This window comes from Leeuwenhoekiella polynyae, from assembly GCF_004104075.1.
Lineage (GTDB): Bacteria > Bacteroidota > Bacteroidia > Flavobacteriales > Flavobacteriaceae > Leeuwenhoekiella > Leeuwenhoekiella polynyae.
In genome coordinates this window covers 183,556-198,897 of record NZ_QOVK01000004.1, presented here as the reverse complement: position 1 = coordinate 198,897, position 15,342 = coordinate 183,556, and the positions used below count along the sequence as shown (strand labels likewise).

At 35.2% G+C, this 15,342-nt stretch carries 14 protein-coding genes; 6 read left to right on the top strand and 8 right to left on the bottom strand.

Annotated features, from left to right (window positions below; genetic code table 11):
* The first annotated feature begins 14 nt into the window (after positions 1-14).
* A complete protein-coding gene (locus DSM02_RS07500; RefSeq protein ID WP_128761026.1) occupies positions 15-353 on the top strand; it encodes a P-II family nitrogen regulator in 339 nt (112 codons plus the stop codon).
* Between the two features lie 28 nt (positions 354-381).
* Positions 382-1,665: an ammonium transporter gene (locus DSM02_RS07495; protein WP_382403029.1), complete on the top strand. Its 1,284-nt coding sequence runs from the start codon at positions 382-384 to the stop codon at positions 1,663-1,665.
* Positions 1,666-1,733: 68 nt separating this feature from the next.
* On the opposite strand, the gene DSM02_RS07490 is transcribed toward DSM02_RS07495, so the two are convergent.
* On the bottom strand, positions 1,734-2,078 hold the full coding sequence (locus DSM02_RS07490; protein ID WP_236638806.1) for a DUF4870 domain-containing protein: 345 nt from the start codon (positions 2,076-2,078) through the stop codon (positions 1,734-1,736).
* 166 nt (positions 2,079-2,244) lie between these two features.
* On the opposite strand from DSM02_RS07490, the gene DSM02_RS07485 reads away from it, so the two are divergent.
* Positions 2,245-3,534 (top strand): hypothetical protein, encoded by a 1,290-nt coding sequence (locus DSM02_RS07485; RefSeq protein WP_128765035.1) that lies wholly within the window; start codon positions 2,245-2,247, stop codon positions 3,532-3,534.
* 46 nt (positions 3,535-3,580) lie between these two features.
* Here DSM02_RS07485 and DSM02_RS07480 read toward each other — a convergent pair whose 3' ends face one another.
* From DSM02_RS07480 to DSM02_RS07465, 4 genes are all read right to left on the bottom strand, one after another.
* Positions 3,581-5,050: a lipopolysaccharide biosynthesis protein gene (locus tag DSM02_RS07480; RefSeq protein WP_128765034.1), complete on the bottom strand. Its 1,470-nt coding sequence runs from the start codon at positions 5,048-5,050 to the stop codon at positions 3,581-3,583.
* Positions 5,051-5,057: 7 nt separating this feature from the next.
* Positions 5,058-6,233 (bottom strand): glycosyltransferase, encoded by a 1,176-nt coding sequence (locus DSM02_RS07475; protein ID WP_317128232.1) that lies wholly within the window; start codon positions 6,231-6,233, stop codon positions 5,058-5,060.
* A gap of 144 nt (positions 6,234-6,377) precedes the next feature.
* On the bottom strand, positions 6,378-8,831 hold the full coding sequence (locus DSM02_RS07470; RefSeq protein ID WP_128765032.1) for a YfhO family protein: 2,454 nt from the start codon (positions 8,829-8,831) through the stop codon (positions 6,378-6,380).
* A 30-nt stretch (positions 8,832-8,861) separates the two neighbouring features.
* Positions 8,862-9,122: a DUF4834 family protein gene (locus tag DSM02_RS07465; protein ID WP_240674002.1), complete on the bottom strand. Its 261-nt coding sequence runs from the start codon at positions 9,120-9,122 to the stop codon at positions 8,862-8,864.
* A 175-nt stretch (positions 9,123-9,297) separates the two neighbouring features.
* On the opposite strand from DSM02_RS07465, the gene DSM02_RS07460 reads away from it, so the two are divergent.
* Together DSM02_RS07460 and DSM02_RS07455 are read left to right on the top strand one after the other, a co-directional pair.
* The gene (locus DSM02_RS07460; protein WP_128765030.1) at positions 9,298-10,188 is read left to right on the top strand and encodes a transporter; all 891 of its coding nucleotides are present in this window, start codon (positions 9,298-9,300) and stop codon (positions 10,186-10,188) included.
* A gap of 39 nt (positions 10,189-10,227) precedes the next feature.
* Positions 10,228-11,346: a GNAT family N-acetyltransferase gene (locus DSM02_RS07455; protein ID WP_128765029.1), complete on the top strand. Its 1,119-nt coding sequence runs from the start codon at positions 10,228-10,230 to the stop codon at positions 11,344-11,346.
* 42 nt (positions 11,347-11,388) lie between these two features.
* Here DSM02_RS07455 and DSM02_RS07450 read toward each other — a convergent pair whose 3' ends face one another.
* Both DSM02_RS07450 and DSM02_RS07445 read right to left on the bottom strand, forming a co-directional pair.
* Positions 11,389-12,066, bottom strand: coding sequence for an SIMPL domain-containing protein (locus DSM02_RS07450; protein ID WP_128765028.1), 678 nt, complete (start codon positions 12,064-12,066; stop codon positions 11,389-11,391).
* 43 nt (positions 12,067-12,109) lie between these two features.
* On the bottom strand, positions 12,110-12,760 hold the full coding sequence (locus tag DSM02_RS07445; RefSeq protein WP_128765027.1) for a rhomboid family intramembrane serine protease: 651 nt from the start codon (positions 12,758-12,760) through the stop codon (positions 12,110-12,112).
* A gap of 143 nt (positions 12,761-12,903) precedes the next feature.
* Here DSM02_RS07445 and DSM02_RS07440 point away from each other — a divergent pair, with 143 nt between their 5' ends.
* Positions 12,904-13,773, top strand: a complete 870-nt coding sequence (locus DSM02_RS07440) for a lysophospholipid acyltransferase family protein (RefSeq protein ID WP_128765026.1) — start codon at positions 12,904-12,906, stop codon at positions 13,771-13,773.
* Positions 13,774-13,836: 63 nt separating this feature from the next.
* On the opposite strand, the gene glmM is transcribed toward DSM02_RS07440, so the two are convergent.
* The gene (gene glmM, locus DSM02_RS07435) at positions 13,837-15,225 is read right to left on the bottom strand and encodes a phosphoglucosamine mutase (RefSeq protein WP_128765025.1); all 1,389 of its coding nucleotides are present in this window, start codon (positions 15,223-15,225) and stop codon (positions 13,837-13,839) included.
* Positions 15,226-15,342: the final 117 nt, after the last annotated feature.

The window sequence follows — 15,342 nt, the reverse complement described above, 5'->3', positions numbered from 1 at the left end:
AACTAAATTTTACAATGAAAAAAATTGAAGCAATTATTAGAAAATCAAAATTCTCAGCTGTTAAAAAGGCTTTACATGAAAAAGGGGTAAACTTTTTCTCCTATTGGGATGTAACCGGCCTTGGAAATGAGAAACACGGTCACGTATATCGTGGTGTATCTTATAGTACCAGTGATATACAGCGAAGATATTTGTCAATTGTTGTAAATGATGATTTTGAACAGGCTACAATTGCTGCAATTCTTGACTCAGGCGCTACTGGAGAAGTTGGAGATGGCAAAATATTTGTCTCTGAGGTACAGGAAGCTTACCGAGTAAGAACGGGCAAAAAAGGGCCAGATACTTTAAACTAAAACTAATTAATCTATACAAATGAATTTTATGGCTTATATGTTATTACAAGAACCAGCAGATGCTGTTCAGACTGCTGTAGATGCTATTAATGCAGATTTGGGTATTCTTTGGATCATCATAGCTGCTATCTTAGTATTCTTTATGCAAGCAGGTTTCACCTTAGTTGAAACCGGTTTTACAAGTGCTAAAAACGCCGGTAACATTATTATGAAAAACATAATGGATCTTGCTATTGGATCATTAATGTTCTGGGTAGTAGGTTACTCTATTATGTATGGTGGAGAATCTATACTTGGTGGTTTTATGAGAAACCCTGCAGAACTCGCTTTTTTCAATCAAGATGATTGGCACAACCTGTTTTTTCAAACAGTATTCTGTGCTACAGCAGCAACTATTGTTTCTGGAGCAGTTGCAGGACGATTCAAGTTTTCTTCTTATTTAATTATCTCTGCTGTGTTAACTACATTCATCTACCCGGTTTCAGGTAGTTGGTTATGGCCTTTTGATGATCAGGCTTGGTTAAACAATCTTGGATTTATTGACTTTGCAGGTTCAACAATTGTACACGCTGTAGGTGGTTTTGCCGCTTTAGTTGCTGCAAAATTAGTTGGCCCTAGAATAGGAAAATATGGTCCTAACGGAGAAGTAAATGTAATTAGAGGACACAACTTACTATTAGGAGCACTTGGTGTATTCATCCTTTGGTTAGGTTGGTTCGGTTTCAACGGTGGATCACAATTAGCTTTTGGTGGCGAAAATTCAATCGCAGTAGGAAAAGTTATAATAAACACAAATATTGCTGCTGCAATAGGAGCTGTTACTGCACTCTTTTTAACTTGGATGCGTTACGGAAAACCAGACATTTCTATGACTCTTAATGGTGCTTTAGCCGGTCTTGTAGGTATTACCGCTGGTTGTGGTAATGTTGATGCATTTGGAGCACTTGCTATAGGTTTTATCTGTGGTATTGTAGTTGTATTATCTATTGAATTCATTGACAAGAAACTTAAGATTGATGATCCTGTAGGAGCTGTATCCGTACACGGTGTGTGTGGTTTCTTAGGTACTGTTTTAGTAGGTGTTTTTGCTACTGAAGGTGGTGTTCTTTATGGAGGTGGCTTTGGTCAACTTGGTGTTCAATTCTTAGGATCTATCTCTATGATAGGCTGGGCCGTGTTAGCTTCTTTCATAGTATTATTTATAGTGAAGAAAACTATAGGTCTACGTGTTTCTGAAAAAGAAGAAATAGAAGGCTTAGATGTACACGAGCATGGTACTGCTGCTTATTATAATGGTGAAGATGAAGAATAAATTCAACCATATATAAATTAAAAGCCCTGCACTATTGCAGGGCTTTTTTTATGAATATCATTTCAAAATTATTTCAAAAACTGAATACTTAAAGGATAATAAGTAGGTTCTCCGTTAGAAGCCTTGATAGCATTGATTATAGGAAATATTAATACCAAAATTCCCAGCACAATAAACCCTAGTATCCCAAGACCTAACAGCAAAATAAGAGGTATACATAGTATTGAATAAATAAAAATACTTATCTGAAAATTGATTATCTGCTTTCCGTGTTCATCCATTTGCATCACTTTATCTTTCTGAGTTAACCATAAAATTAACGGAACGATAAACCCTCCTACCCCGGTTACAAAATCTAATAGTTGACTCAAATGAGCAACTACTAATAAATTCCTATCTTCTCTAAGCATCATAATGTATTGGTTTTTTGATTGTTCACAATATTAGTGTCAAAATTCTAGATATTGTTACACCTGTTTCTGGTAACCCTTTTCAATTTATGGCACACTACTTGTACTTATAACAGTGTACCATCCAAAATTATTAAAAAAGAGTACAAACAATCTAAATCTAGAACTTATGAAAAATCTAATTTATCTTTTTGTTGGCCTGTTAACAGGCCTAGGTCCTGCAACTGCAGAAACCTTGGATGATACCTCAATTAATAGATACTATGACGGTAGCCGTTATATTTTTGTAGAAGATGGTGTTGAATTTTCGGTTTATCCAGATGGAGAATTTGATTTCGTTTTACCACAGGTTGCTCAAGGCGTTAATGTGAACGTAAATGCAGGTCCTGTAAATATTAGCTATAACTCAGGTTACAATTATGATCCATATGTACAATATGATGATTATGGTGCTGTAATTCAAGTTGAAAGTGTACCCATCTATTATGATAATTGGGGTAGAATCACCCAAGCAGGAAATGTCTATATAAATTATAGAAATAATAGAATCGTCAATGTTGGTGGCTTAAATATATATTATAGTGGTGCTCGTTTTTCACACGTGACTGGTTATATCAACATATACAACAGAAGATATGTATATCATCCATATCACAACTTCTTTTATAGACCATTTTTTGACAGATGTTTAGTTTATAACACACCCTATAGAAGATACTATCGTCCTGTACGTTATGATTATGCTTATCATAGAAGTCACTATACCCAAGGATATCGTAATGGATACAGAAACGCATATCATGATTTTAAAAGACCAAAAGGTCGTGTTGCACACAACAATGCTAGACGCGGTAGCTATTCCAGAGCAAGAGCTCAGGCTCATAATACGAGAAATTATTCTGGCAGATCAAGCTCTAGTCGTAAAACTATAGCAAATAGAACTAGTAGAAGCAACAGCAATTCTAGACAAGCTCGCAGTGCGAATACTACTCAAAGAAGGTCTAGTAATAACAATGCTATTATCAATAATAGATCTAATAATACTGTAAACAGAAATACAAGGGTTACAAGTCGCTCTCAAAATTCAGAGCGCGCTACTAATTCTGCAAGAAATTCGGTTAAAAATGCAAGAACTAGCAATTCTAGTCGAAATAACACGATAAAAAGAGCAAATCAACAACGTTCTGTTGCTCAAAGAAGCTCAAATAATCGTAATATTGCAACTCCTAGAAAAGCTAATACACAACGCTCAGTTGCACAACGTAATTCTAGTAGTCAGCGTAAAGTACAAAGCGCTCAGCGAACTGTAGCAAAAAGAGCTGCAAGTCCGCAACGTAGCGTACAACAACGCTCACAAACATCGCGCAGTAGTAATGCTGCAAGAACTAATAGAAGTACTCAAAAAAATGCTTCTTCAACAACATCTAGAGACAGCTCAAGATCAAGAAGAGGTAATTAAAATATAAACGCTTTGGTTGGTTAGTTGGAAGGTCCCGCACTTGATTTTATTCAGGTCGGGATTTTCTCCTTAATAGGTATAGGTTTAACCAATTATTGATTTCATTAGAGATATTCAGTTTGTAAACAATTATCAAATAAGCCAAGCTTAAAATAATAGACTTCACTCCTATAGACACTATAGGATGCCACTCAAAATCCCAAAAGAAAAACCCCAATCCTAATGCCCCAAGAATACTGGTTAAAAAAAGTGTTTCCTTAGTAAAAGGATGCATCTTAAATTTTTTAAATACAACCACTATTTTTGAGAAAGCATAAACAACTGAAGCCATAAATGTAGCTATAGCCGCTCCGTTAATTCCTAGTTTTGGTATAAATATTAGATTGAGACTCACAGCAACAACAACAAGGATTACTCCTAAGACTAATACAAGCCGGTAATAATCGCTATTGTATAAAATTGCATTATTATTTCCCATTAGATTGTCTACCAACTTTGCCAAAGAAATTAGAAGTACTACATACAACCCCTTACTATAAGCAGGATCAAGTAATAAATATAAACTTTGAATGTTGCAAATGATTAAAAGAAAAATCAAACCAGAAATTGCGTAAAGCGTTATAGAACTCTTTTTATATAAATCTTTAAGTTCTATGAATCGTCTTTCATTCAAATAATTTGCAGTTAGTGGGTATATAATTTGATGCATTGCTCTCACAGGAACTGCTATAACTGCAGCAATATATATTCCAACAGAATAATAGGCTACATTTTCAATAGGCACGAGTTTTCCTAACATAAACATGTCTATTTCAAGAATCATTACCGCTATTGAGCCTGCAATAATGATCAATGCACTATATTTTAAAATAGAACTCCATTCTTGAGGAATCGAAATCCGTAAACGAGGTCTGCGTAATTTAAACGCATAACTCATCATTATCACCATTCTCAAAAGATAAACGACAGCAACCCCATATAAAAAACCTTCGGTAGTAAGTAATTTAAAAGCAAATAGAATCAACAAAATCATAATACCTAAACGATGAAAAACTTCATTCATCATATTGCCAAAAACACTTTGCAATTGTGTTTTTGACCAGGCATAACTGATTTCAAAATAAGCCATTGCAAAAGCAATAATTCCTATAAGAAATACATAAGGACGTACTATTTCGTTTTTAGAGGCTAAAAAGTCAACCAGTTGATCGTAGAAAATTGAAACACCAATAGAAATAGGAATCAAAACTGCCATTGGCATAACCAGCATAAACGACAGGAAATCATCTTGCTTACGCCCGCTATAAGATGAATAAAACTTAATCATCGTGTTTTGCACTCCCAAAGCTACAAATGGCATTGCTAATGTAGCAGCACTCAATAGAAAACCTACCAAGCCGTAGTATTCGTCTTTAAAAAAATGCACGTATAGCACGAGCGTATTCAACGCTCCTATACCAAAACCCAGATAGGTTGTGATTAAATTTTTAAAGGATTGTGAAGCAACAATGCCCATATTAATATTAGATTGAATATATAAGTTGGGCCAGATCTTTAGTTAAATTCTTTCTGGAATACTCGTCAACATTCCCAATTGTTGATGGAATTCCGATACTTTTAAAACGCTCATACTTTGTTTTAATTAGTTTTTTTAATTCTTGTTTTTGCTGATAATTAAAATAAACTCCGCCTTCTGATTTCTCTAAAATTGAATCAATATCAGAATGCTTTGGTCCTATTGCAAGTATAGGTCTTCTAGCCGCCAAATATTCAAATAGTTTTCCTGGAATAATTGCTTCGGTTTCCTGAGAATCTATTTCTATCAAAAGTAGCAGCTGAGCACTATGTTGTTTTTGTAAAGCTTCTGAATGACCTATATAACCGGGAAGTGATAAATTATCACCTAAATCCCTCTCTTTAATCGAATCTATTACTGAGGCTCCTACTCTACCTGTCAATTCAATTTTTAAATCTTTTGAAAATTCAGGTAATTCTGTGACTAATTCCTGAAGTACATCCCACAAAATTTTAGGATTTCTATCTTCTAGTAAAGACCCAATATGAGCTAACGTAAAAGCAGTATCTAACCTTGTTTTCGGCATATCTTCATCATCAAAACCGTTCGTTATACAACGTATAGGTGTACTTGTCGTTTTTTCAAAATCAGACTGTGTGGTAGGACTAGTCACAAGTATATGATCTGCCTTAGTTAAAACTTCAAACTCTAGGTTAGCGTGTTTCTTAATAGCCCAGTTTGTAAGTTTTAATTTTTTTTGATAACCGATAGTTGTCCAAGGATCCCTAAAATCTGCCAGCCAAGGCAAGTTAGTTTGCTTTTTCAAACCTAAACCTATTAAATGCAAACTATGCGGTGGACCAGTTGTGATAATGATATCTACCGGATTCTTTTTTAAATAGCTTGACAAGTAGTTAACCGAAGGTTTTACCCACCACTTTCGAGCATCAGGAACAAAAAGATTTCCTCTCACAAAAAGCATCAGCTTCTGAAGAAAACTCTGTTTAGTATTTGATTTTATTATTCCAGAGCTTATTTGACGCGTACTTTCTTTTGAAAATAATTTTGCTAGACCGTAAGGTTCTAAGATAGGTTTTTTGATGATTTCAATCCCTTTTGGAATCTCATTCTCTAAGCTCGAATCTTGTAGAGGATAATGTGGATTTTCTGGAGCGTAAACCACAGGTTCTACATTAAAATCTCTTAAGTATTTTACAAATTTTAACCAGCGCTGAACTCCGGGACCTCCTGCAGGAGGCCAATAATAACAGATGATTAACGCCTTTTTCACAGAACTAAAATTTTATTATTGAAGATTTTAAACCTATTAAGAAACTGTCTCAGAATCTGAGTCGTTTTGAGATCTTTTAATACCAAAAAACACAGCCCCTATTATAACTAAAACCAGAAGAATATTACTGGCTAAACTAATTTTACTACCGGTTTTCACAACTTGTGGCTCAAACTTAAATTCTATAATATGATTTCCCGCAGGAACCATCATTCCTCTTAAGATATAGTCTGCTTTAAAATATTTTGCTTTATTTCCATCAACATATGCATTCCAACCATCAGGATAATACACTTCGCTAAAAACAGCTAAACGATCCATATCAGAATTAGATTGATACTTCAAGTAGTTAGGCTGATGCTCAACCAATTTTATAGAAGCTGTAGAATCCTGAGGAAAGATCTTCCCTGAAATCTCATCCGCAAATTGTTTTTGAACTACTGCAGTTTGTTTAGTATTTAAACTATCTAAAGAAAGAATTTCGGTATCTGCATCAGCTACTATTTTTACATTTTGCACAAACCATGCATTTCCATTTGCTTGTGGATTTATCTGTACTTGCTCTGCCCCTTCTTCATTTTGTGTAATTATATATTTTACGTTGAGTAAGTTTAATGGTTTGATGTTACCATTATATAAATAGAACTCAACCAAATCTTGCAAACGCGCTGGCTTTGCACCGTGATAACCTCCTATAGAACTGTGAAAATAACTCGTACGTGCACCATTAAGACCTATACTTTGCTCATAAACACGATATTTTGTTGTATCCTGCAAAATTTGCTGATCTGCATGTGTTGCCTGAAAAGGTTTTTCAACAATGCGAGCAGCCATAAAATTCTCTGTATTCACATAACGACGGTCAACCTGAACCAAGTCAAAAACAATAAGAATCGCCATTACAAGAATAACCTGATTTTCTGAAACCTTTTTTTTCAAGTAAAACCAAATCAATCCGGCAGCGATTAATACCAATACTAAAGTCTTTATAGTATCGCTTACTAAAAGCGCTTTTCGGTCTTCTTTTATTGCATTTATAAATTCCATTCCATAATTCTGAATGAAAAATGCATCGTTTCCACCGGAAAATGAAAAAAGACTTCCATTAAACAGAAGAATAATCAGTGATAATCCGCCTGTGATTATTGTTGTCCACTTAAGAGCGTTTAATTTATGGGCTTTAGATTCGGTTTTCTGAAGCATTTTATATAATCCAAAAACTGCTAAAACCGGAACACATAACTCTAAAATTACTTGTATAGAAGTAACTGCTCGAAATTTGTTGTACAGTGGGAAATAATCAATCCACAGGTCAGTAAACCACGATAAATTACCGCCAAAACTTAATAATAAAGAAATTAATGTACCACCGACAAGCCACCATTTGAGTCTGCCTTTTACCATAAATAACCCTAGCACGAACAGAAAAACAATTACTGCGCCCAGATAAGCCGGACCAGAAACACCGGGTTGACTCCCCCAGTAATACAAACCAAATTGTCCAAAAATTGAAGGTACTTGAGTTGCAGGAACTCCTTGTTTTTTTAAAAATTCTGTAAAGGCACTATTTTTTTTATAAGGCTCAGAATTAGATCCTCCGTATAAACCGGCAATAAACAAGTCTAGTGATTCAGAAATACCATAACTGTATTGATTAATATACGCTTTATCTAAACCGCCAACGTCAGTTTTAGGATTTCCGTCTGGAGTTATAGTTAATTCACTTTTCCCTCGCGTACTGAAAGCGCTGTATTCTGAAGTTGCCATTAAACTTGCAGCGTTAGTCCCGATTGCAAGACCAACAGCAAGTATCAAAATACCCACACTCTTAAAGAAATGTGGTAACTCTTTTTTACGAAACGCATCAATAAGATAGGCTGCACCTAGAACCAATACCAAAAGCATGAGGTAATAAGTCATTTGCACGTGATTGGCTACAATTTCTAAAGCCATCGCAATAGTGGTGAGCACAAAACCCCAAATATATTTTTTACGGAAGGTGAGAATGATTCCGCTTAAAACCAGCGGCATATAGGCAATAGCGTGTGCTTTTGCATTATGACCAACACCTAGAATTATAATAAGATAACTTGAAAAACCAAAAGCCAGTGCACCCAATCCTGCATAGCGCCAATCTAGTTTAAGCACAAGTAGCAATATGTAAAACCCTATAAAATATAAGAAAAGATAATCTGCAGGCCTAGGTAAAAAACGTATACTAAGATCTAAACTTTTTATCCAGTTAAAAGGATATTTTGCTCCTAATTGATAGGTGGGCATTCCTCCAAAAGCAGCATCAGTCCAATACGGTTCTTCTCCTGTTTGCTCTCTGAAATCCATTTGCTCTCTAGCCATCCCGCGATATTGTTGTATATCGCTTTGAAACATTTTTTTACCAGAAAGCACCGGACTAAAATAAAGCAATGCCGTTACTATAAAAACCAAAACCACAGCGAGGTGTGGCCCTATTTTTTTAAAAGAAAAATTCATAAATATTTGCTAGAAACTAGAATGCGGAAATTAGTCAATTTCTTCGTAATCGATATATTCACCCACGTTTTTATTTGAAGTATGCTCGCGTTTGGGAACTTCGTCAATCACGGTCTCTCCTTCAGGTTTAGAAGATTGATTTTGAGAAGAGTATCCCTGAGCCATATTTTGAAAACGCTCTCCTGCTTTCTTTGCTATATAACGCATTATATATGGTGCTAACAGTCTAAAAAGAATGCGTAAACCAAAAAATATAAGGAGAATTATGAGAAGTGTTTGTATAAATTTCATCAGTATGGTATTTGAAACAAAATTAACCATTAAGCTTCTTTTTAGCCTTAAAAAAAGAATAAAAACCAAATCTTAGGGTTCTATTTCTATCTTTAGGCTATCTCTTATTTTTACACTATGTTTGTCTGATTAGGAATTTTATCACCTAAACTTTAAACCTAAATATTTCAGGATTATGCCAGCTAAATTGATTTTTAGTTTAACCTTCTTGCTGTGCTTTTGCACGCAACAGGCTAAATCTCAGTACACTGAAACACTCAACTCCAATCGCCCCGGCCAATCTCAAGGTGCTTTTGCGGTAGGTCGTGGTGTTTTTCAGGCAGAAGTAGGCGCTATAATGGGAAAAGAATCTCATAATCTTTTAAATACTGAAACTGATAATATTGGTGGTGAATTTCAGTTTAGATATGGAGCTATAAAAGAGCAATTAGAATTTAACCTTAGTGGATCATATTTATATGAGGAGATTACTCAAACTTCAGGAGCAAATGAACCATATAGTCATAGCGGCTTCCCTATCGTTACTGCAGGTGTAAAATATTTATTGTACGATCCTTATAAAAACTACGAAGAAAAAATAAATGTTTACAGTTATCACGCAAACAGAGCTTTTAAGTGGCGTACCTTAATACCCGCTGTGTCCATTTATTCTGGCGCTAACTATGTGTATGAGGATAACAACCCTTTTTTACCAGAAAGTCAGTCTGGCTTTACACCTAAGGTCGTGGCCATTACACAACACAATTGGGGTCGCTGGGTTTGGGTTAATAATTTTATATACGACCAGTTTTTAACCGATTATCCTACCAAAGCCTGGATAACTACAATGACACATTCCTTTAACCCAAAAATTGCTGCATTTGCAGAATTTCAAGTTATTATGAGTGATATTTATGCTGATGATTTATTCCGGTTTGGTGGAGCTTATCTAATCACCAAAGATTTACAGGTAGATATAAGTGCATTAATTAATTTTAAAGAAACACCAAATCGCCAACAACTGGGACTAGGTCTTTCTTACCGTCTTGATTTTCATAGTAACGACGAGTTACTTCCGCAGAAATAAAAATACGGTTACCTTTACAAGCTATATTACTCGAGCAGAATGATTACAATTAAGGAAATGAAAACGAAACAGGAATTGACACAATTTGTCAAATTCCCGTTCTCACTATATGATAAAAGCACAAACTGGGTTCCGCCATTAGTTAATGACGAACTCGAAAGCATGGATCCTGAAAAGAATCCTGTTTTTAAAAATGCCGAAGCACGCTTTTTCCTGGCTTTTAAAGGAAACAAGACTGTGGGACGTATTGCAGCTATCATTAACCACATTGAAATTAATGAGCAGGGTAAACCAAAAATGCGTTTTGGCTGGTTTGATGCTATTGATGACCTTGAGGTTACCAAAGCCATGATTGCCCAGATTGAAGAAATAGGAAGAGCTAATGACCTTAACTGGATTGAAGGTCCTGTAGGTTTTAGCAATATGGAAAAAGCCGGGATGCTCGTAGAAGGTTTTGAGTATCTCAATACCATGATCACATGGTATAACCACCCTTATTATAAAGAGCATTTTGAAAAGCTAAACTTTGAGAAAGCTTCAGAATGGGTAGAATATAAAATTCAGATTCCCAAAAAATCTCCTGAAAAAGTAGAAAAGTTTGCTCGAATAATTACTGAGCGTTACAAACTAAAATTGATACATTTTAACAACAGTAAAGAGATTTTGCCTTATGTAGATGATATGTTTGGGTTACTTAATAAAACCTATAACGATCTCAGTACATTTGTTCCTATTCAGCAATACCAGATCGATCACTATAAGGATAAATACATTAAGTATATCAATCCGCATTATATAAAATGTATTGAGAATGTTGAAGGAAAATTAATTGCCTTTGCAATCACAATGCCTTCATTTAGTAAAGCGCTTAAAAAAGCTAATGGAAGTTTATGGCCTTTTGGTTTTATACATCTTTTAAAAGCCCGTAAACAAAATGATACTGCAGCTTTTTACCTGATAGGTATTGATCCTGAATATCAAGGAAAAGGAGTAACAGCTGTTATATTTCAAGCGATGCAAGACTTATTTTCTGCTAACGGAATTACGCAAGTTGAAACAAACCCTGAGTTGGAAGAAAACAAAGCTATACAACAGCTTTGGAAAAAATATGATCACGTTTTACACAAAAGAAGAAGGACTTATAAACGTAATTTATAAGCCCTTTATCAAGTTTTTGGCAAACGCCAAGTTAAATGTTCATTAGTCTAAAAGTTCAAAACTTACCTGAATTTTAGAAGTGATTGTTAATTCACCCGGAGCTAATGTTCGCTGAGTTGAATCCATTTCTGCCATTGCCATTTTATACATAGGCTGAGGTTGTGGTGAACTGGTACCCTGCTCTGCAATCAATAAAGCTTTGCCTATATTTTGGCCAAGTACGCCAGCATATTCTTTTGCTTTCTCTTTAGCATTTGCTACTGCTTTCTTACGTGCTTCAGCCTCATATGCTTCCATTTTAGAAGAAGAAAAATCAACACCATTTATCGTATTAATACCAGAAGATACAAGGCCAGACATGATGTTATCATATTTTGACAAATCTTTCAGTTTTACTGAAATGGTCTGACTCGCTATATAGTTATAAGTTTTTGTATTATAGTCGTAGTTCTTATTCAGATTCACATATTCTGTTTGTACCTGATTCTGAGAAATATTCATTTTCAATAAATAATCAAGCACTTTATCTACACTAGCATCATTTTCAGATTTTACGGTTTTAGCGTCTTTTCCTTCGGTTTGAACACCCATACGTATAGTAACTTCGTCAGGCACGGCAATAACCTTACCTTCTCCTGTTACACTTACTGTTGGTTGAATTTGCTGTGCATGTGCCATAGTTGACATAGCGGTAATTGCAAGAATTAAAATAGATTTCATAATAGTTGTTTTATTTTCTAATACAAAAGCAAGAGGCGTGCCATTATAGCTTACCGGTTTTGCTGAGCACAAATAAAATCACGATAGGAATTGCTAAAAGACCTACCATCAAGGTGTTAATCTGAAGCAACACCGGAGCCATTAACAAAGTAATAACATAACCGCCTACTGCCCCGCCAAAATGTGCATCGTGACCTATATTGTCATTATTAGCACGCATTCCGTAAATCGAATACAATAAATATCCTATTCCAAAGATATATGCCGGAATTGGCACAGGAATAAAGAACATATACAAGCTCATATCTGGATTAAGTAAAATAGCTGAATATAAGATTCCAGATACTGCACCACTGGCTCCTACCGCCGTATAGTGATATTCATCCTTATGAAAATAGTAAGAAAGTAAATTCCCCAGAATTAAACTCCCTAAATAAATAACTACAAATTCCCAATTCCCTAAAAGAGTAATAACAATTGGAGCAAAAAAATAAAGGGTTAACATATTAAAAAACAAGTGAGAGGTACTCACATGTAAGAAACCAGAAGAAAGAATACGTATTTGTTCGCCCCTGCGTACTGCGCCTGTATTAAACTTATATTTTTCAAAAAAAGAATAATCATTAAAACCCTTCATTGAGATCAATACATTGATACCAATAACAACAACGGTTATTAAATTTAAATCACCCATAAAAGCTCTAATTTTGGGGTCAAATATACCTATATTTGCGCACTAAGAGCATCTAAAACGTAAAGGCTTTTGAGGAGCAATAATGTTTTCAAAATTTCACTTTTTATATGCTTATTTGCCGAATAATTTAAAAATTAAGCTTTATGCAATGGCTAATCTTTTGGTTGGTTTACCCGCTTTTGTGGTTGATCTCAAAACTTCCGTTCTGGCTATTTTATAAGGTTTCTGATGCTGTTTTTGTACTGGCTTATCACATTGTAGGCTACCGCCGAAAAACAGTTACAAAAAACCTGAAACTGGCATTTCCCGAAAAAGAAGCATCTGAAATAATGAAGATAGAAAAACAGTTTTATCGCCATATGTGCGATATGTTTCTCGAGATGATAAAATCGATATCTATCTCTGCTGAAGAGTTGCAAAAGCGTTTTCAATTTGACGATTTGACAATCATTGAAAAACTAGCAAAAGAACAACGAAGTTCGCTTATTGTTATGGGACATTATGCGAGTTATGAATGGTTAACGGCGCTTCAGTTTTATTTTGATCACAGCGGATACGGAATATACAAACGCATAAAAAATCCGTATTTTGATAAACTCATTCACGATATACGTGAAAAATGGAATTCAAAATTACTCGCTAACAAAGAAGCTACTTTTATTATAAGAAAACAGCAGCGCGCAGGTAAAATGGCTACCTATGCATTTATTGCTGATCAATCTCCTAAAACTAGACGCAATCAATATTGCACCAATTTTCTAGGTCAAAATGTTCCGTTTTTTACAGGTGTAGAAAGACTCGCAAAATCTGAAAATATGCCGGTGCTTTATCTAGCAGTAGATAAAGTAAAACGAGGATTTTACAAAGCTTCTTTTAAAGTAATTACCGAAGAGCCAAACTCAGTACCTGATTATAATATTACAGATGCTTTTGCCGAACATCTGGAAAATCAAATCTACAAAGCACCACAATATTACCTCTGGACGCACAAACGCTTTAAACATGCTAAATAGTGCAATAAAAAAATGCCCTTAATAGAGTGGTAAAGGTTTTTTTTTATTGGATTAAATAAGAAGTTAAATTCCTGCTATTTCTTTGATCTCTGAGATCATATCATCTGCTATTTTATTAGCTTCTACTTGCGAGGAGGCTTCTGTATAAATACGAATTATAGGTTCTGTATTCGATTTTCTAAGGTGAACCCAGTGGTTTTCAAAATCAATTTTAACTCCGTCTATCGTATTTACATCTTCGTTGCTATAACGCTCTGCTATACTTTTCAATATACCGTCTACATCTAGAGTTGGAGTTAGCTCTATTTTTTTCTTGCTCATAAAATAAGCAGGATAACTTGTTCGTAGCTCGCTTACTTTCATCTGTTTTTTAGCCAAATGCGTTAGAAATAAAGCAACGCCTACTAAAGCATCGCGACCATAATGTGATTTAGGGTAGATAATTCCACCATTACCTTCACCACCTATAACTGCGTTTACTTCTTTCATTTTGGTAACCACATTTACCTCTCCTACAGCCGCCGCATAATAGGTGCCGCCGTGTTTCTGAGTAACATCTCTAAGTGCTCTAGACGAACTTAAATTAGAAACCGTATTACCGGGATTCTCGCTCAATACATAATCTGCACAAGCAACAAGTGTATATTCCTCACCAAACATCTCCCCTGTTTCATCAATAAAAGCCAAACGATCTACATCAGGATCTACTACTATTCCTAGATCTGCGCGCTCTTCTGGAACCAGTTTACAGATGTCTCCTAAATGCTCTTTTAAAGGCTCAGGATTATGCGGAAAGTCTCCGTTAGGATTACAAAATAGTTTTTCAACTTGTACGCCCAGACGTTCTAAAAGCATTGGAATTGCGATACCTCCTGTTGAATTCACTCCATCAACCACAATTTTAAATTTGGCAGCTCTAATGGCATCTTCATCAACTAATTCTAGTTCCAGAACTTCGTCTATATGAATATCAATATATGCGTCATTTTTGTGTATATCGCCCAAATCGTCTACTTCGGCATAAGCAAAATCTGAAGCTTCAGCGATCTTTAGTATTTCAGCGCCTGCTTCAGCATTTAAGAACTCGCCGTTTTTATCTAATAGTTTCAATGCATTCCACTTTTTTGGGTTATGAGATGCAGTCAGAATAATTCCGCCATCGGCGTGCTCTAATTGAACTGCAAGCTCAACTGTAGGTGTTGTTGATAGATCAAGATCTACAACATCAATCCCCATCCCAACAAGTGTTTGCATAACCAACTGTTGAAGCATCTCACCACTAATACGAGCATCACGCCCTACCACAACACGGTATTCATCTTTATTACGCTGCTTTTTAATGAAAGTTCCGTACGCCGAAGCAAACTTCACAGCATCAATAGGTGTTAGGTTGTCACCGGGATTGCCACCAATGGTTCCGCGTATTCCTGAAATAGATTTTATTAGGGTCATAAGTATGTTTCTTGTATTTAGTAATGCTTAATAACTATTGCTATTGGCAAATATAGCATTAAAGTTATTCCCTAAAATTCTTCATATTACAATACCTCGTCAATCATCCCCCTAAAC